This window comes from Hymenobacter taeanensis (genome assembly GCF_013137895.1).
GTDB lineage: Bacteria > Bacteroidota > Bacteroidia > Cytophagales > Hymenobacteraceae > Hymenobacter > Hymenobacter taeanensis.
In genome coordinates this window covers 1,226,831-1,244,740 of the sequence record NZ_CP053538.1, presented here as the reverse complement: position 1 = coordinate 1,244,740, position 17,910 = coordinate 1,226,831, and the positions used below count along the sequence as shown (strand labels likewise).

The window sequence follows — 17,910 nt, the reverse complement described above, 5'->3', positions numbered from 1 at the left end:
GTTATGCGAGTATAAGCGGGAAATACGGGCTTACCAAAAATTCCCAATATAAGAAAATGGATCCCTATATGGGATTTTATGTGTGCTTAATAATATAGTTAATGAATTGATATTCAGGGGTAAAAGCCTTGTTGTCAGCTGTGGCAGCGGAATTGAATAATAGCATTGGTGAAGCCCTTTTCATCAAGGTCACTATCAATTTCCTCTACTGTTCTAACTCTTCTGCCATGAGATTAATTCTATTACCTCGTGCCGTTAGCATCACTTGGATGCTGCTTTTATGGTTATGCGCCAGCAGCTTGGTGCAGGCAGCCAGTACCCCTTATTATTCAAGCAAAGCCCAGGACTACCGCACCTGCACAACCGTGGGGGTGGGCCCGTTGGCCACAACTACCTGCTACGGCACCGTAGATAACGTGGGACGCACCTCAGACGTGGACCTCACCAACTATGCTACCATGCACATGCCTTTGCTACTCTTTCCGGTGGCCATTCGCATGGATATGCCCGCCGTGGTACCAAAGAACTACCGGGCCGGCGTGGTACTGGGCAGTAGCACGGGCGTTAGTACCGTGGGGGCAATTGTGATTCGGACCTACTTGAAAGATGCCAGCGGAACCTCGCAGTTTCAGGAGTCATACGTAGTGACTGATGCCGCCAAGGCTATTCTGGCAACTACTACGCCTGGGCGGGTTGAGTTTCTGGCTGGTAAGCCCTTCGACCAGGTAGAAATTGAGGCTGGTGCCGTGCTTAATGTGGCCTACGATATTAATATTTACTACGGCTACGGCATAGATGCGAATGTAGTGACGCAGGCTACGGGTTATGTCTCTCGTTTCAACCAAAATACGTCTGACTACTACAGCACGGCTATTCAACCTAATGGCGTAACGGTATGTGCAAATAGCACTATCAGCAACCCCGGCAACGCCGTTGACAAAGACCTCACGAACTACGCCACGTTTGGTAGCTTCGTTAGCGTAAACTGCCCTACTACTCTGCAAACCCAGTTAGAGGGAAAAGCTCCCGCAGGGTATCAGGCGGGGTTTGTGATTGGTAATGGGGGCCTGCTTGATGCCAAGGCGCTATCTGGGCTTACAGTTACCACTTACCTGAACGGAGTAGCCCAAGAGTCAGGCACTGGAGCCCAACTGCTGGATTTGCAGGTGCTATCGGGAGACCAGTACGCCGTGAGCTTTGAATCAAGTAAGGCCTTTGACCGGGTAGAGATCCGGCAGAACAGCTTGGTTAGCGCCCTCGACGATTTGCGTATTTATTACGGTTTTGGCATTGAGCCGCGAGCATTCCGTGACCAGGAACCTATCCTGTCTAATTTCTCAGCGGGCAACAACCAGTTCCAGACCAGCCAGTACCGGACAAATAGCCTGCTGTGCGTAAACTGCGGCGTTACTAACCCGCAAAATGCTGCAGATAGTGACCTGAAAAATAACTACGCTGAAACTACTACCGGAGTAGGCCTAGGAACCACAACCCGCCTGAAGTTAAAGCTCAATGGCCCTGGCCTGGCTGGTAACACCGCGGGAGTAATTCTGGGAGCCGCTTCCGGCCTGTTAGATGCCAGCCTGTTGTCATCAATCCGGATTAACACTTACTCAGGCGACAACGGCCAAAAGCTGGTAGAAAGCGCCAGTGGCTCAAACCTGCTGAAGCTGGAACTACTGGCAGATGGACGCCAGGATGTATCGTTTGCTACCACCCAGGAATTTGACTGGGTAGAGCTGGAGGTAACCAATACGGTATCGGCGCTGGAGGCCATGAAGATATTCTATGCTTTTGCTGAAGACAGGCCTACGGGTTTCCCTACCTCTATTGTAGCACCTGCCCCCTTGCCCGTAGAGCTAGTGCGGTTTGAGGCCAGAGCTTCAGACACCGCTGTAGAGCTTACTTGGCAAACTGCCTCAGAGCGTAATAGCAGCCACTTTATTGTAGAGCGTGCCGTTGGGGTCAGCAATAAGCAGTTTACATCCATCGGCCGGCTGGCAGCGGCTGGCAGCAGCGCGCAGCAGCAAGAGTATAGTCTCCGCGACGCTGACGCCGGTAAGCAAGGCGCTACGGTTCTGTATTACCGCTTGCGGCAGGTTGATGCCGATGGCACTGAGAATTATTCCCAAGTAGTAGCCGTAAAATGGAAAGCTATAGCCCAGCAGGTATCTGTATTTCCAAACCCCGCCACGGGGGCGGCAGTAGTACAGGTGTCGCTGCCCGAAGCTGGTGCTGAAGGAGGCACGGTGATGCTCTATAACAGCCAGGGGAAGCTGGTTACGCAACACACAGTGGCCCGCCGCGAAATAGTGCTGCCTGTCACTGGCCTAGAGGCCGGAATTTACCAGGTGGTGGTAACAGACAGTGCCCGCCGCCGGGTGGCTACCCAGTCTTTGGTAATTGTCACCCGCTAGATAGGAGCTTGGTTCATTGCTATTCATAGCCGTCTACTTAGCATAGTAGATACTTTATATTATAGAAAAGCCCCACTGTGCAGGTCAGTGGGGCTTTTCTCATTTCAGGAAACCTGGTTTACGATTTTGCTCTTCAGAAAGCTATAGGTTATTACATACTTACCCGCAGCTCCGCTGAAAGCCGCTTGCTGCCAAGGTGCTGGTCAGCAAGAGTAGCCACATAAAGCCGAAGCGGGCATTAGTTCAATTCAGTAGCAATCGGTGTATTTTCTTATGTATAAGCAAAATGATAAAAATTAGGTAATATTCAAGCCAGTTGAATACATCAACTTTGCCGCTCTTTCCATCTTCTCCTTTCCTTCCACCCAAACCGTGTTTACATGAAGCGTACCTTCTCCCGCTTAGCGGGCTTGCTCTTAGTGGGCAGCCTGGCAGTATCCTGCTCTAAAGACAGTATTGCACCTGCAGCCGGCCCGGCGGCCTCTGTGCAGACGGCCGATGCTACGGCCACCCGCGACAACAACCTGGCGATGGGTAACCCTAGCGGTGCCATTGCCGATTCTTACTACTACTGGAATTACCTGGTGACCAAGCCACAGTACACCATGTCGTATCACCGCGACAGGGGTACGCCAAACTGGGTAAGCTGGCACCTGAGCAGCGCCTGGCTGGGCAGCACACCGCGCCAGGATAATTTCGGCCCCGACAATAGCTTGCCCTCCGGCTGGTACCGGGTGTCAAGCACCAGCTATACGGGCTCGGGCTTTGATCGGGGACATCAGTGCCCCTCCGCCGACCGGACTGGCTCCGTGGCTGATAACTCGGCTACTTTCCTGATGAGCAATATGATTCCGCAGGCCCCGCAGAACAATCAGCGCACCTGGGCTGGGCTCGAGAACTACTGTCGCACCCTCGTTAACGCTGGTAATGAGCTGTATATCATTTGTGGTAGCTATGGGAAAGGCGGTACGGGTTCAAATGGATATGCTACCACCCTGGATGCCGGCCGCGTAACTGTGCCCGCCCGCGTATGGAAGGTAGTGGTAGTAATGCCCAACGGTACTGGTGATGCTTCGCGCGTGACCACCGGCACCCGTGTTATTGCCATCAACACGCCTAACGACAATTCACTGGATACCAACTGGGGCGTATACCGCACCACCGTAGATGCCATTGAGCAAGCTACCGGCTATGATCTGTTGTCGGCGGTATCGGCCTCCGTGCAAAGCGTAGTGGAAGCCCGCGTAGACAGCGGCCCTACCAGCTGATAATCAGGCAATCATCTAGTTAGAAGCCCCGGCTGCCACTTGAGTAGCCGGGGCTTTTGGTTGGCCTGGCAGGAATGTTGCTGCCAGTGGGAAAGTACATGCTGTTTGGTCGGATAACCCGTGGTGTTCATCTTTAAATAATTGTTATTAGTCTAAATCATAGGTATAGCCCCGGCTGCATCTCATACTTTTGTATTGAGTGAATGAGTGAGGTGGCTGATAGCTACTTAGAGAATGGAAAGCCGCGCTGCAACGCGGCTTTCTGCTTTTGTTACGGGTTAGTGCTCATCGTTAATAGTTTGATAATTCCGTGATAACGATGGGCTAATAGGCAATTCGGAATTTTGAGGAGCAGACCTGACGCGGCGAGGCGGTGGGCATTCTTTGGTTTTGGCGCGCATGAGCTCTTCTCCTGATTTTCAACTGCCTGTTGCGGGCACTTTTGGTAAGCGCGCCGGGGAGGTGTTACGGCCCCTGTGGTACCGGTGGGCGCAACTGCGGAGCCTGCAACAGTTGTATGGCCGGCATCGGCACCTGCAGGGACGCGAGTTTATTGGGCAGCTGCTGCGCGACCTGAACATTACGCTGGCCTACGACCCAGCTGAGTTGCGCCGAGTACCTGCCCAAGGAGCATTTGTGGCTATTGCCAACCACCCCAGTGGTATGCTCGATGGCCTGATTTTACTCTACCTGTTAGGTGGCACACGGCCTGAGTTTCGGGCGGTAGCCAACCAGGTGCTGGCACCTCTGCTGCCGAACTTAACCGACCAGCTCACGCTGGTAAACCCCGATCGTGGTGCCGCCGGGAGCAATGTACCCACGGTGCGCCGGTTGCTACGCTATTTGCAGAATGATATTCCGCTAGGGCTGTTTCCGGACGGTGAGGTGGCCTACCGGGCTGGCGTGTTTCAGCCCGCTCAAGACCCCGCCTGGAACCCCACTGCCAGCCGGCTTCTTGAAGCCGCCCGCGTTCCGGTTGTACCCATTTGGCTTAGTGGTCAGAACAGCACTGCTTTCAGCTTGCTAGGCCTGTTGCACCCTGTTTTGCGCACGGCCCGTTTGCCGGCTGAATTGCTGAACAAACGCGGGCAAACCATTCAGGTCAGAATTGGGCAACCTATCACACCTGCTACGTTGGCCGCTCTTCCCGCCCCCGACCGCCTCGCCTATCTTCGGGCGCGGGTATATGCGCTCAGGCCTGGTAAGTCACAGGTAGGCCTGTTCCCGGAGTTGCCCGCGCCGACAGTAGTAGCCGAAACCGATCCCACCCTGTTGGAAGCCGATATTCAGCAGCTGCGCCCTGGCCGGTGCCTGCTGCGTTATCAGCAGTGGGAAGTGTACGTGGCCAAGAAATCTGAAATCCCTCACGTGCTGCGGGAAATTGGCTGGTTGCGGGAACTCACCTTTCGTCGGGAAGGAGAGGGTACCCAACAGGCCATTGACCTGGATCGGTACGACGAGTACTACCGGCATCTGTTTCTGTATGACCGCAAAGCTCGTTGTTTGGTAGGCGCTTACCGTGTGGGGCGGGGCCGGAGTATTTTGCAGCAGTACGGCAAGCGCGGGTTTTATCTGCACTCGCTATTCCGGATGAAAAAAGAGCTGCGGCCGCTCCTGCGCGAAGCATTAGAGCTGGGCCGCTCTTTTGTGCGGGAGGAGTACCAGAAGCAGCCGTTGCCCCTGGCACTACTATGGAAAGGAATTGCCGAGTACATTGCCCGCCATCCGGAATACCGCTACCTGATTGGGCCCGTGAGTATTAGCAACCGGTTTGCGCCCGTTTCAAAAGCAGTAATGATGGAGTACCTGCAACGTCATTGTGCAGACCCTGTCTGGGCGGACATGGTTAAGCCCCGCAAACAGTTTAAATACCGCCCTCTTGATGCACCTGGCAGCGCAAGCGTGCTACAGGCTGGCCTAGAAAGCCTGCAAGATCTGCAGCAGTTTATTAGTGGTTTAGAGCCTGGTGGCAGCGGGGTACCAGTTCTGTTGCGCCAATACATAAAGCAAAATGCCCGCATAATAGGCTTCAACCTTGATCCGGGCTTTAGCAATGCCCTGGATGGGTTTATGGTGCTGGACGCACGGGAGCTACCTGCCCGCACGCACCGTTTACTTGAGCGATATACCACCGTGCTTAGTTAAGCAAGCCACCTTACCCACAAAGCCCCGCCAGCGGAAGTGCTGGCGGGGCTTTGTGGGTAATAGCTAGAAAGAACGGCCTAGTTCTCTCCGGCCAGGCCTACGTTTACGTCTGTTGGCTGGCTGTTCATGTATGAGCGGAAAGACATGGCAGCCTCGCTGGCTAACGAGGTGGCCTGTGCCGTTACGCGGCGCTCATTATGGGTACGCTCATTGCTCTTTTCAGCCCGTAGCGCCATCAGGTAAGTATCTAGCGGTTCGGTTTGGCTCGGCTGCTCCGGATCAGCTATAACTCGGAAAGACCCTACGCTATACTCGTAGCCGTTGTCGTTTGCGCGAAAGTTGAAATCAAAGAGCACAGTTATTTCTTTTTCCCGGCCTTTGGTATCAACGGGTTTTACTTTGCCTGTGCCCGTCAGGCGAACTGTACCAGTGGTAGCATCCGTTTTCTGATTGCTTTTTGGCCCGTACGCAAAATGGGTTTCTGTCCAGTTAAGAGCACTCCGATATAAAGCGCTTTTACCAGCGCCATCTGCAGGTACCCGCTCACTGTACTCAACAGGAGCCGGAGTCTCAGATTGGGCTCTGGTAACAAATGAAGCAAGCAGCAGCCCGCAAAAGAGAAAACTGAGTAGCAAGTTTTTCATAAAAGCGCAAGTAATGAGGTGCTGGGTGGTGGTGTGGTACAAAAGTAGCTGCCAACAGCTGAATTGTACAAAATCTAAATAATTATGAATATGTTAAGATAATTAGAAAAGGCTGCTTATCCAAATCAACTAAATAAGTGTGCATAGAGAAATTTAGGAATCTGTTGCTCATCAAAGCCCACAGAAGCAGGTTCCTACTTATAATAGACAAGGTAAAATAATTTAAATTGTATTATTATTATATGAGCTATGCCGCGGTTTAGATAATGTAAGCCAGATTCTAGTAGGCTAAAGAGCAAAGATAAGCAGGAGATTTAAACATGGTGTAATAGATTTAGATAAATAAATTTGCTGAAATACAGATACATATGGTATAAAATTTTGGCTCAACCTCTGCGTAGGGAATTTCAAGGCAGGTAACATTTAGATAACATAAACTTAACATAGTTAAAGTTGATATGCCTAGATGAAGTAGTACTTTTGCGACGTGCTTCACCTCAATAACCAACATTTGATGGAGCGCGGGACCTTTCATAACAGCGTCCTGCGAGATGACCAAAAGGTTGTTGTCTCCGTTGGTTTCGTTGCCTTTACTGATTTTGCCCCATTCACCGCTCCGGTTTTCGAAGCGGTTTTTTTATGTCCTGCTGTTGCGGCAGGAGTACGCAAAGCCAGCACCCACCCACCCACAATCTAACCACTCAACCCATACTGGTAACCACCATGAACGACAATGCCCTCTGGTACCTCAACCTCCATAAGGAGCACGACGTGAAGCTGCGCTTGGGTGCAGGCATGGTCCAGGTAACCCGATTCACCCTTAACCAAAAGACCATTCAAGACAGCGCATTGTTCCTGATCAACCGCGCCAACGTAATCTAGTCCGACAACTTAGCAGGCGCCCGGTTCCGCCAGGGGCTTTCCATTACCCACCCCAGCGGCCTCTCCCGAGGGAAGAGTAGGGGATGGGGATACCAGCAACCGAACTTCCCGGAGCCCACCCAACGGCGGCAACGGGGCGAGGTGGCACATGATGCGGGGTGATAGATATCAGGGGGGATTCTGACGTAAGTCGGTCCGCGAATTGGCCACCTCGTTTTTTCGGGGGCTGCAAAACATATACTTTGCTGCTTGGGCTCCGGCCAGAAGGAGTATCATCTGATTTCGCGGGCTGCACGCCGCTGCTGCGGCGCTTAGCCAGCGAAATCATAGCTTTTTAACACCTATGCAACTCGGCAAACTCACGCTTCAGAACCCTGTGTGCCTCGCGGCCGCACCCTGGCAGCTAGATGGAACGGGCTACGAGCGGCTGGGGGCGATTTTCACCCGCACCGTAACCATGGAGCCTAAGCCCGGGCTCTACGAGGAAGGCATTTGGCAAGTAGCCGACCAGACCCTGCTCAACGCCACCAACATGCGCACCGAAAGCGCCGAAATTCTGGTGCAGGAGCACCTGCCCAATTTGCGCCGCTACGGCGTGCCGGTCTTTGTGAGCATCACGGCCCCTGGCATCCCCGGCTTCCGCAAAATTGCGCGTTTCCTGTCCCGCGAAGCCCGCGACCTGATTGCGGGCGTAGAGGTATACATAGCCCAGCCCGATACGGGAAAAGGCGAGGAGCTTAACGCCAGGTTTGTGCGCGAAGCCACCCAGGCGGTGCGCAATGAGCTAGGCCCTGAAGCCACCGTAATTGTGAAGCTGCCGCCGTGGCCGGAGCACATCCGCGGGCTGGCCCTTGGGGCGCAGGCGGGCGGAGCCGATGCGCTGGCTGCTACCAACCTGCTCAAAGGACTGCACCTCCCCGACGACGCTACCGCTGCACCCGTGGCCGGTGGCCTATCGGGAGAGGCGTTGCGGCCGGTGGCCCTTCGCTGCGTGTGGGAGCTGGCCCACGATGAATACATCAAACTGCCTATCTTCGGTACCGGCGGGATATTTACGGCCAGCCACGTTACAGATTACCTACGGTGCGGCGCCAGCGCCGTGCAGGTAGCCAGCGGCGAGTGGCTGGAGCCTGGCCTAGCCGCCCGGTTATCTGCTGAGTGCGGACACTTGATGCCAGAACCGTCACAAGCCCGAGCTTAAGCTAGGCTTGTTAGGAACCCTGTTTCTCCAACCACGAACTGCAAAGTTTGCGCTACTTCCCACCCTATGGAAAAGCTACTTCAACGCGTTCAGTACGCTAATTCTCTTCTCTGTGTCGGGCTTGACCCTGTGGGCGACGATGGGCAGGTAGCGCGCCGCCTGGCCGAAGTTATCGACCAAACCAGTGAGTACGCCGCCGCCTTCAAGCCCAACCTAGCCTTTTTTCTGAGCCGGGAAGATGGCGTGAAGCTGCTGCGCGAAACCGTGCAGCGCATCCCCGAAAGCATTCCAGTAATTCTGGATGGCAAGTTCGGCGACATTGCCAACACCGCCGACCACTACGCCAAGTTCGCCTATGATGTGATTGGGGCCGATGGCGTGACAGTAAATCCATACATGGGCGACGATGCCATTGTGCCCTTCGCTAGGCCAGGTAAGCTGGTGTTCGTGCTAGCCAAAACCAGTAATAAGCCTACTCACTCTCTACAAGATGTGGCCCTCACCCGTGGTGGTTCATTGTCTGATTGTGCCGCCAGCGTGGCCCGTAAACTCGATGAGCAGCACGGCGGTATAGGCCTAGTAGTAGGTGCCACCAACGCCGAAGCTGTTGCCCGCATGCGCCGTCTCACGCCCCAGCAGTGGTTCCTGGTGCCCGGTGTAGGTGCCCAAGGCGGCGACCTGCAAGCCACATTAAAAGCAGGCCTGCGCGCTGATGGCTCCGGTCTTCTGATTAATACGTCGCGCGCGTTGTGGCAAGCGGCAGATGCTGGCGCCGCAGCGCGGGAACTGGTAGAGCAGATTAACCAGTTCCGGCCGGTAGTGGCTTAGGCTCAGCTTATATAGTGTCGATGTTCATCAATCATGAGTCAGTACAAGGAAAGTTTGAGGTTATTGACAGCTTCGCTATTCCACGACGTAAAGAGTTCTACCTAATAGGATTAATTACGGAGGGTTTGATACAGGAAGGATGGCATGCTCATATTCCACTTAATGGGTCTCTCACATTAGCTGTAAAAATTGAAAGGGTAGAGTACGTTCTAAAAGCCCAGCAAGAATATCCAGTGTTGGTTATTGCTGCCCAGGATGAAGAGCTTGACTTATTACTATCTCTTTCAGTTGGCTCAGAACAAGTAATCATTTCAACAGAAGGCGCAGAATAAAATCTAAATGACTTCCACCCAACCCCCCTTTACCTCCGAAACGCTAGAGCAGCAACTGCTACAAGAAGATGCACTGCTGCGCGGCCACTTCCGTCTTTCTTCTGGCTTGCATTCTGATACCTATGTGCAGTGCGCCCGGTTCCTGCGCCGGCCCGATCTAGCAGCGCCAGCCGCAGCGGAGCTGGCCCGGCAGATTCAAGAGGCGGGCTTACAGCCTGATGTAGTAGTTGGTCCGGCTATGGGTGGCGTGGTGATTGGGTATGAACTGGCCCGCCAGTTGGGTGTCCCTGGCATTTTCACGGAGCGCGACGATACCGGGCAGATGACCCTGCGGCGGGGCTTTACCATTGAGCCAGGCCAAAAAATTGTTATTGCCGAAGACGTGGTAACTACCGGCAAGAGCACCAACGAAGTAGCGCGAGTGCTAGAGGGCTTGGGCGCAAAAGTTTTAGCCGTGGCAAGTTTAATTGACCGCACGGGTGGGAAAGCTGAGCTAACTTTTCCGAACTTTGCACTGCTGCCGGTAACGGCGGCCACCTACGCACCCGATGATTGCCCGCTTTGCCGGGCAGGTATTCCGGTGGTGAAACCCGGCAGTCGGCCGGAAAAAGCGTTTTCTTAAACCTACTTCGCTACAACCGGTAGCCAAGCAAGGCATTTTCGGCGTACCCTGCTTGGGGTATGCTTCCTCACGTGGGCAACTGGCCTAGCGTGGGAAACCCGAAAAATAGATAACCACCTTCCTTTTGGACTCTACCCAAAGAACCATACAGCTTCTGCTCAAGCCCGGCCAACATGATGGCGAGGGCCAACGTGTAGCCGAAGCTGCCCAACGCCACCTAGGCCTCTCTACTGGCCGGGTGCAAAGCACCGCCCTCTACACGGTGCGCTACCCCGTGAGCGACGAGCAACTGCGCGACTTCGCCACCCACTGCCTCCAGGACCCAGTGCTGCACGACGTGGCCCTCGATGAGTTCCGCCACGGCTCCGAATACAAAAGCTACATTTTGGTGGCCAAGCTGCCCGGCGTGACCGACGACGAAGGCATCTCGGCCCAGAACGCCCTCGGCGACTTCCTGAACCAGCCGCTGGACACCCATACCCAGCACATCTTTAGCAAACGGCTCTACTTCCTGGAGCACGAGCTGCCCGAGAGTAGTCTGCGCCGCCTGGCCGAAGACTTGCTCGGCAACAAAATGATCAACCGCTTCGAGGTCGGCCCCATAGCCCAGATTCGCGACTACACGCCGCGGCCGGGCGGTGGGGCCGAATCTATTACGGACACTGTGCCGCTGGTAGGCCTCTCCGATGAGGAACTGGTTAAGCTGTCGAAAGACAACCTCTACGCCCTGAACCTGGAGGAAATGCGCGCCGTGCGCGACCATTACACGGGCATTGCCGAGGAGCGCCAGGCCGCTGGCCTACCTCAGGACCCGACGGACTGCGAGCTGGAAATCATTGCTCAGACCTGGTCAGAGCACTGCAAGCACAAGGAGTTCAGCGCCGTCATTAAGTACAAGGATGCTGACACGGGCGAGGAGTTCGAAGTGGACTCCTTGTTCAAAACCTATATTAAAAACGCCACCTCCGAGGTAGACCGCCAGCTCCGCGCCAACGGCAATGACTGGCTGATTAAGGTGTTCAGCGACAACGCCGGCGCCGTGCGCATTAACCCGGAGTCGTTGTTTGTGTGGAAGGTGGAAACCCACAACTCGCCCTCAGCCATCGACCCTTACGGTGGAGCTATTACTGGCATCTTAGGCAACAACCGCGACCCATTGGCTACAGGCATTGGGGGGGGGCGGCTGCTGTTCAATACCAACGTACTGTGCTTCGGTAACCCCGAGTTTAACGGCACCTTGTTAAGCAACCAACTGCACCCGCGCCGCATTTTCGAGGGCGTACGTAAGGGTATTGAGGATGGCGGCAACAAGTCGGGCGTGCCGACGGTGAACGGGGCCATTGTGTTCGATGACCGGTACGCTGGTAAGCCCTTGGTGTACTGCGGCACTGGTGCCGTAATGCCCATGCAACTGGCTGGCCTCGACTCGTGGGAGAAAACTATTGACGCTCAGGACCGCATCATCATGGCCGGTGGTCGGGTGGGTAAAGATGGTATCCACGGCGCCACGTTCTCCAGCATTGAGCTAGACGAAACTTCGCCCGCCACAGCTGTGCAGATCGGCTCGCCGATTACGCAGAAGCTGGCCATGGACTTCCTGATCCTGGCTACTCGCCGCGGCCTCATCAAGTGCAGCACCGATAATGGTGCCGGCGGCTTGTCCTCCAGCATTGGCGAACTGGCTACTATTAGCGGTGGTGCCGTGGTGGAGCTGGAGAAAGTACCGTTGAAGTATCCTGGCCTACGGCCCTGGGAAATCTTCGTGTCGGAGTCGCAGGAGCGGTTCTCGCTGGCCGTGGAGCCGAGCAAGATGGCTGAACTGATGGCCCTAGGCCAGGAGATGGAAGTGGAGTTGACCGACATTGGCTACTTCACCGCTGATGGCAGCCTGGATGTCCGCTTCGACGGCACCTCAGTAGCTAAGCTGAACATGCACTTCTTGCACGAAGGCGTGCCGCGCAAAGTGCTGGAAGCCGAGTGGACCAAGCCCACCGCCCAGGAGCCCGTACTACCCACTAACCTCGACTATACCGACGTGCTGAGCCGCCTGCTGGGCTCGCTCAACATCTGCTCCCGCGAATCGGTGATTCGGCAGTACGACCACGAGGTGAAGGGCCGCACCATTATCAAGCCGCTCATGGGCGCTACCGGTCAGGCTCCGCAGGATGCCGCCGTGGTGCGCTTCAACTTTGAGAGCTGGGAAGGCGTGGCCGTGAGCAACGGCATTCTGCCCCGCTTTGGTGATTTAGATGCTTACCATATGTCGGCTGGCGCATTTGACGAGGCCGTGCGCCAGATTGTAGCGGTAGGAGGTAAGCTGCCCAACCTGAGCTACGGCGACGGCAACTTCTGGTCCGTGAACGACAACTTCTGCGTGCCCGACTCGGTGTACGACCCCGCCACTAACCCCGATGGCAAGCACAAGCTAGCCAAGCTGGTGCGCATGTGCCAGGCCCTACGCGATGCTACGGCGGCTTACTGCATCCCGCTCACGTCGGGTAAGGACTCGATGAAGAACGACTTCAAGGCCGATGGCGTGAAGATTTCCGTTCCGCCGACGGTCCTGTATTCGATGACCGCCAAAATTGAGGACGTCCGCCGCACCATCACCTCCGACTTCAAGCAAGCCGACGACGTGGTGTATCTGTTGGGCGAAACCTACGACGAGCTGGGCGGCTCGGAGTTCTACCAGCTCTTCGGGGAGATAGGCGCCAACGTGCCTAAGGTTCGGTTCGAAGAAGCCAAAGCCCTGTACGCACTGATGGGCCAAGCTAACGACAACGGCCTCATCCAGTCTTGTCATGACTTGTCGGATGGTGGCCTGGCGGTGGCCTTGGCAGAAGCCACGTTTGGTCATGGCTTTGGCGCCGATGTGGAGTTGCCCGCTACTGGCCTAGGCTTGTCAGCGCAACTGTTCTCGGAGTCGCACTCCCGTTTCGTGGCCACAGTGGCTCCGGAAGATGTGGTGGCGTTCGAGCAGCACTTCGGCGCCCGCGCTACCCGCCTCGGTGTGATAACCCAGGACGGCCAGCTCACGGTGCGCCACGGCGGCCAGACGGTCATTTCGGCCAGCACGGCGGCCCTACGCCATGAGTGGACGAATGGCCCAGTAAACAGAATTATCGGCTTCGGCCAGCACGAAGCGGCGCAATCCTAATGGAAGAACAACCCAAACTGCCGGACCTGAACACGCCCCCGCGCCCGCAGCACGACCATACTGCCCCCATTACCGATGCGGACGGGAGCATGCAGGTGCTCGGGTTCAAGAGCGTAAATGCTGGTCATGAATCTACTGAGCCCCTAGGCCACTCAACTGAGAGAGCTGCTGCCCAGCAGCCAGTGCGCGCCCTCATCCTGACGGGCTTCGGTATCAATTGCGAGGAGGAGTTTGCCGCCGCCTACAAGCTAGCCGGCGCCGAGCCAACCATCGTGCATCTGAACCAGGTGCTGCACGGCCACGTCAGCATCCACAACTACGACATCCTGAACTTCCCCGGTGGCTTTTCGTTTGGCGACGACCTAGGCTCGGGGGTGGTGCTGGCTAACAAGCTGCGCTACCGCAAGAACGCCGAGGGCCGCACCCTGCTCGACGATATCAAGCAGTTCATTGCCAACGGCAAGTTCGTGATGGGCATCTGCAACGGCTTCCAGGTGCTCGTGAAGCTAGGCCTATTGCCCAACCTGAGCGGCAACGTAACCCCCGAAGTAACCCTGACGCACAATGCCTCGGGCCGCTACGAAGACCGGTGGGTGCGCCTGAAAGTCAACCCCAAGTCGAACTCGCCCTTCCTGAAAGGCATTGAATCCATGGAGGTGCCCGTGCGCCACGGAGAAGGCCGCCTCATCATCAAAGGCGAAGAAACCTTAGCTCAAATCGAAGCTCGCGCTTTGAATTGCCTGGCCTACACCGATTTCGACGGCTCACCTACGGACGTATACCCGCACAACCCCAACGGCGCCGACCTGAACTGCGCTGGCTTGACTGATACTACCGGCCAGGTTTTCGGGCTGATGCCGCACCCCGAAGCTTTCCTCTCACTCTATAACCACCCCGACTGGGCCCGGCGCAAGCGTCAGAACCCCGGCCTGAGCGAGGAAGGGGATGGCCTACGCTTGTTCCGCAACATTGTGGAACACGTACAAAGCCAGCACCAAACCGCTGCCACACCCCAAGAAGCCAGCCAGTTTTCATCCTAGACACCTCCGCATTCCGCTGACCTAGTGCCGGCTGCTAACTCGTTGTATGAACACCCTCAACCACTTCGATACTCCTCAGCTCGAACTCCTGCACCGCGGCAAAGTTCGAGACTCGTACCGCGCTCCTTCGGGTGAACGGCTCATCGTGGTAACCGACCGTCTGTCGGCCTTCGACTCGGTGCTGGAAACGCCTGTGGCCCATAAAGGCGCGGTGCTGAATGGGCTGGCCGCATTTTGGTTCGACAAAACTCAGCACATCATCCCAAACCACGTTATCAGCCTGCTCGACCCAAACGTGACGCTGGCCAAGGAAGCCGAGCCGATTCGGGTGGAGATGGTGGTGCGGAACTACCTCACGGGCTCCATGTGGCGCGGCTACCAGCAAGGCCAGCGCACCTTCTCGGGCGTGACGGTGCCGGATGGCCTGACCAAGCACCAGCAGTTCCCCGAGCCCATCGTGACGCCCACCACCAAGGAGGAGTCAGACCGCGAGATTACGCCGGAGAACCTGGTGGCAGAAGGCTGGGTGACGGCGGAGCTGTATGAGCAGATGCGGGTGAAGGCGCTGGAACTCTTCAACTTCGCTTCGCAGTGGATGGCTGAGCGCGGTATTATTCTGGTTGATACCAAGTACGAGTTTGGCTTGCTGGATGGGGAGCTAATTCTGATTGACGAAATCCACACGCCCGATTCGTCGCGGTTCTGGAGCGCCGAGGACTATGCCAAGAACCCCGAGGGCGTGGAGCAGATCGACAAGGAGTACGTGCGCCAGTGGCTGATTGCCAACAAGCAGGACGGCCAGTACCCCCGCGCCCTCACCCCCGAAGTTTCCGCCGAAGCCACCCGCCGCTACCTCGATATATACGAGCGTATCACGGGTGCCCCACTGCGCACTGGTGATGAAACAGCTGGCGGCGACGTACAGACTCGCCTCGTGAATAACCTAGTGCAGGCTGGTATCATGAAAAGTGCCTAAGCTGTAGGCGCTATAAGACAAAGCCCATGGACGTTGCGAAACAGAAGCAGCTAGTGCAAGACTACATCGAAGCATATAACCGCTTCGATGTAGACGGCATGCTGCGCCATCTGCACGAAGAAGTAGTGTTTCGCAACATCTCCAACGTGGAAGTGAACCTGGCCTTAAATGGTAAGGAGGCTTTTCGCCAGCAGGCTCAGCAAGCGTTGCAGTACTTCACTCAACGGGAGCAGCGCGTCACGGATTGGCAAGTAGCCGACAACCGCGTGGAAGTTCTTCTGGACTATACTGCCGTTGCCGCTATCGACTTTCCTAATGGCCTAGAAGCCGGCGACACACTACAGCTGCAGGGCAAGTCCGTTTTTCAGTTCGTCGATGGTCTGATTATTTCCATCGACGACATCAGCTAGACGCATCGCACGCCTAACTACCTATTCCTTTGAGCAACAGCAATAAAAACATAGTACTACTCGGCGGCGGGGCCCGTGAACACGCTATGGCGTGGAAGCTGACCCGCGACGGCGCCACCGTGCATGTGCTGCCTGGCAACGGCGGCATCCCGAACAGCCACCCCGAAATCAGCGCCACCGACTTTCCGGCTATTCAAAGCTTCTGCGAAGCTAACGATGTGAAGCTGATTGTGGTAGGTCCCGAAGCGCCATTGGCAGCGGGCGTGACGGATTACTTCGCTGGGTCTGACATCCGTGTGTTTGGCCCCAGCCGGGCCGGCGCCACGTTGGAAAGCTCCAAGGTGTGGTCAAAAGACTTTATGCGGCGGCATGGGGTAGCAACGGCTATGTCGTGGCAGTACCGCAGCGATAAGCTGGACGAGGCCCGCGCCAAAGCCGTTGAGCTGGATGGGCAGGTGGTGGTGAAGTACGATGGCCTAGCGGCGGGCAAAGGCGTGTACGTGTGCTCTTCCGTAGAAGAAGCCCACGCGGCGCTGGATGAGCTGGCGGCCTTGCACACCGGTTGGTTTAGCTTCCTGCTGGAAGAAAAACTGACTGGCCCCGAAATCAGCATTATTGGTGTAACGGACGGCAACCGGGTGCGGCTGCTGGCTCCCTCCCAGGACCACAAGCAACTGCTGGCCGGCGACCAGGGCCCCAACACCGGCGGCATGGGCGCTTATTGCCCGGTACCCTTTGCCGACGACAACGTGCTGGCGGCCATCCGCACCAGCATTGTGGATCCCACGTTGCTAGGTCTGCAGAACGAGCAATTCGACTTTAAAGGCTTCCTGTACTTCGGCATCATGCTCACGCCCCAGGGCCCGAAGCTGCTGGAATACAACGTGCGCCTAGGTGACCCCGAAGCCGAAGTATTGCTTCCTTCCATGGAAAGCAGCCTTCTGGAGCTGATTGAGGCTACCCTCGACGGCACCCTGGCCCAGACTACCGTATGGCAGCGGCCCGGTTATTACGTGGGCGTGGTGCTGGCCTCGGGTGGCTACCCCGCAGCACAATTCCCGACCGGCTTCCCTATTAGTGGCCTAGACCAACTACACCCCAGCATCCTGGCCTTCCACGGCGCTACCCGTCAGCACGACGGTGAGCTAGTGACCAGCGGTGGACGGGTGATGGTACTGGTAGGCCACGGCAATGAGCTGGAAGAGGCTGTGAACCACGTGTATCGGGAAGCAGAAAGAGTTAAATTTAAGGATGTGTACATCCGTACCGATATCGGCCAGCGGCCGGAACCGACCCTTGCAGGAAACTGGTAACCATAGCATCCGCAAACAGCGCCTGGCTATTTTGCTGTCGGGCCGGGGCTCCAACATGGTAGCCTTGGTACAGGCTGTGCAACGGGGCGTGCTGAGTGGCCTAGCCGAAGTAGCGGTAGTCTTCAGCAATAAGCCCGATGCCCCTGGCCTAGAAACGGCCGCGGCCATGGGCTGCGCTACCGCCAGCCTCAGCAGCCAGGGCCGCAAGCGCGCCGAGTTTGATGCCGAGGTAGTAGAGGTGCTAGGCCAGTACCAGCCCGACTACATCGTGCTGGCGGGTTACATGCGTATTCTGTCGCCCACGTTCATCCGGGCGTTTGCCGGGCGCATTGTCAACATCCACCCCGCCGATACGCACCAACACCAGGGCCTGCACGCCTATGAATGGGCGTTCGAAAATCAGCTGCCGGAAACCAAAATCACGGTGCATTTGGTTGATGAGGGCCTGGACACTGGACCTATCCTTGCGCAGCACCCCGTGGACCTGCGGGGCGCTGACACCCTAGGCGAAGTAGAGCACCGTGGCTTAGCCGTGGAGCACTTTTTATACGCCGACACCTTGGCCCGCCTCATCCGGGGTGAGCTATCTGCCCCCACCCCCGAACCTCTGCTGCCTTCCGCCGCTGGTTCTTCTCCGCACGGAGAAGCAGCCGGCGGCTAGGCTACTTGTCCGCC

General features: G+C 56.3%; 15 protein-coding genes. 14 read left to right on the top strand and 1 reads right to left on the bottom strand.

All coding sequences use genetic code 11. From position 1 onward, the window contains the following. The first annotated feature begins 227 nt into the window (after positions 1–227). The 3 genes from HMJ29_RS05280 (at position 228) to HMJ29_RS05270 (ending at position 5,830) form a co-directional block, all read left to right on the top strand. Positions 228–2,417, top strand: a complete 2,190-nt coding sequence (locus HMJ29_RS05280) for a T9SS type A sorting domain-containing protein (protein ID WP_171590488.1) — start codon at positions 228–230, stop codon at positions 2,415–2,417. A gap of 380 nt (positions 2,418–2,797) precedes the next feature. Further along, positions 2,798–3,685, top strand: a complete 888-nt coding sequence (locus tag HMJ29_RS05275) for a DNA/RNA non-specific endonuclease (protein WP_171590487.1) — start codon at positions 2,798–2,800, stop codon at positions 3,683–3,685. 399 nt (positions 3,686–4,084) lie between these two features. Continuing rightward, positions 4,085–5,830, top strand: coding sequence for a bifunctional lysophospholipid acyltransferase family protein/GNAT family N-acetyltransferase (locus tag HMJ29_RS05270; RefSeq protein WP_171590486.1), 1,746 nt, complete (start codon positions 4,085–4,087; stop codon positions 5,828–5,830). A gap of 77 nt (positions 5,831–5,907) precedes the next feature. Here the strand turns inward: HMJ29_RS05270 and HMJ29_RS05265 are convergent, their stop codons facing one another. Beyond that, positions 5,908–6,474, bottom strand: coding sequence for a DUF4468 domain-containing protein (locus HMJ29_RS05265; RefSeq protein ID WP_171590485.1), 567 nt, complete (start codon positions 6,472–6,474; stop codon positions 5,908–5,910). A 723-nt stretch (positions 6,475–7,197) separates the two neighbouring features. On the opposite strand from HMJ29_RS05265, the gene HMJ29_RS05260 reads away from it, so the two are divergent. From HMJ29_RS05260 to purN, 11 genes are all read left to right on the top strand, one after another. Further along, positions 7,198–7,356, top strand: a complete 159-nt coding sequence (locus HMJ29_RS05260; RefSeq protein WP_171590484.1) for a hypothetical protein — start codon at positions 7,198–7,200, stop codon at positions 7,354–7,356. Positions 7,357–7,699: 343 nt separating this feature from the next. Next, a complete protein-coding gene (locus tag HMJ29_RS05255; protein WP_171590483.1) occupies positions 7,700–8,557 on the top strand; it encodes a dihydroorotate dehydrogenase in 858 nt (285 codons plus the stop codon). A 66-nt stretch (positions 8,558–8,623) separates the two neighbouring features. After that, entirely contained in the window at positions 8,624–9,385 is a 762-nt protein-coding gene (gene pyrF / locus HMJ29_RS05250) for an orotidine-5'-phosphate decarboxylase (RefSeq protein WP_171590482.1), read from the top strand. A gap of 14 nt (positions 9,386–9,399) precedes the next feature. Then, positions 9,400–9,717 (top strand): hypothetical protein, encoded by a 318-nt coding sequence (locus HMJ29_RS05245; protein WP_171590481.1) that lies wholly within the window; start codon positions 9,400–9,402, stop codon positions 9,715–9,717. 7 nt (positions 9,718–9,724) lie between these two features. Next, positions 9,725–10,339: an orotate phosphoribosyltransferase gene (gene pyrE, locus HMJ29_RS05240; protein WP_171590480.1), complete on the top strand. Its 615-nt coding sequence runs from the start codon at positions 9,725–9,727 to the stop codon at positions 10,337–10,339. 124 nt (positions 10,340–10,463) lie between these two features. Continuing rightward, complete coding sequence (locus HMJ29_RS05235; protein WP_171590479.1) at positions 10,464–13,496, top strand: phosphoribosylformylglycinamidine synthase subunit PurL; 3,033 nt, start codon at positions 10,464–10,466, stop codon at positions 13,494–13,496. Beyond that, the gene (locus HMJ29_RS05230; RefSeq protein WP_216634093.1) at positions 13,496–14,536 is read left to right on the top strand and encodes a phosphoribosylformylglycinamidine synthase subunit PurQ; all 1,041 of its coding nucleotides are present in this window, start codon (positions 13,496–13,498) and stop codon (positions 14,534–14,536) included. The genes HMJ29_RS05235 and HMJ29_RS05230 overlap by 1 nt, the downstream gene beginning before the upstream one ends. 46 nt (positions 14,537–14,582) lie before the next feature. Beyond that, a complete protein-coding gene (locus HMJ29_RS05225) occupies positions 14,583–15,512 on the top strand; it encodes a phosphoribosylaminoimidazolesuccinocarboxamide synthase (RefSeq protein ID WP_171590478.1) in 930 nt (309 codons plus the stop codon). A 26-nt stretch (positions 15,513–15,538) separates the two neighbouring features. Further along, entirely contained in the window at positions 15,539–15,922 is a 384-nt protein-coding gene (locus HMJ29_RS05220) for a nuclear transport factor 2 family protein (protein ID WP_171590477.1), read from the top strand. Between the two features lie 29 nt (positions 15,923–15,951). Continuing rightward, a complete protein-coding gene (purD, locus tag HMJ29_RS05215) occupies positions 15,952–17,235 on the top strand; it encodes a phosphoribosylamine--glycine ligase (RefSeq protein ID WP_216634092.1) in 1,284 nt (427 codons plus the stop codon). Next, positions 17,219–17,896, top strand: a complete 678-nt coding sequence (gene purN / locus HMJ29_RS05210) for a phosphoribosylglycinamide formyltransferase (protein ID WP_244678792.1) — start codon at positions 17,219–17,221, stop codon at positions 17,894–17,896. Before purD ends, purN begins: the two co-directional genes overlap by 17 nt. Positions 17,897–17,910: the final 14 nt, after the last annotated feature.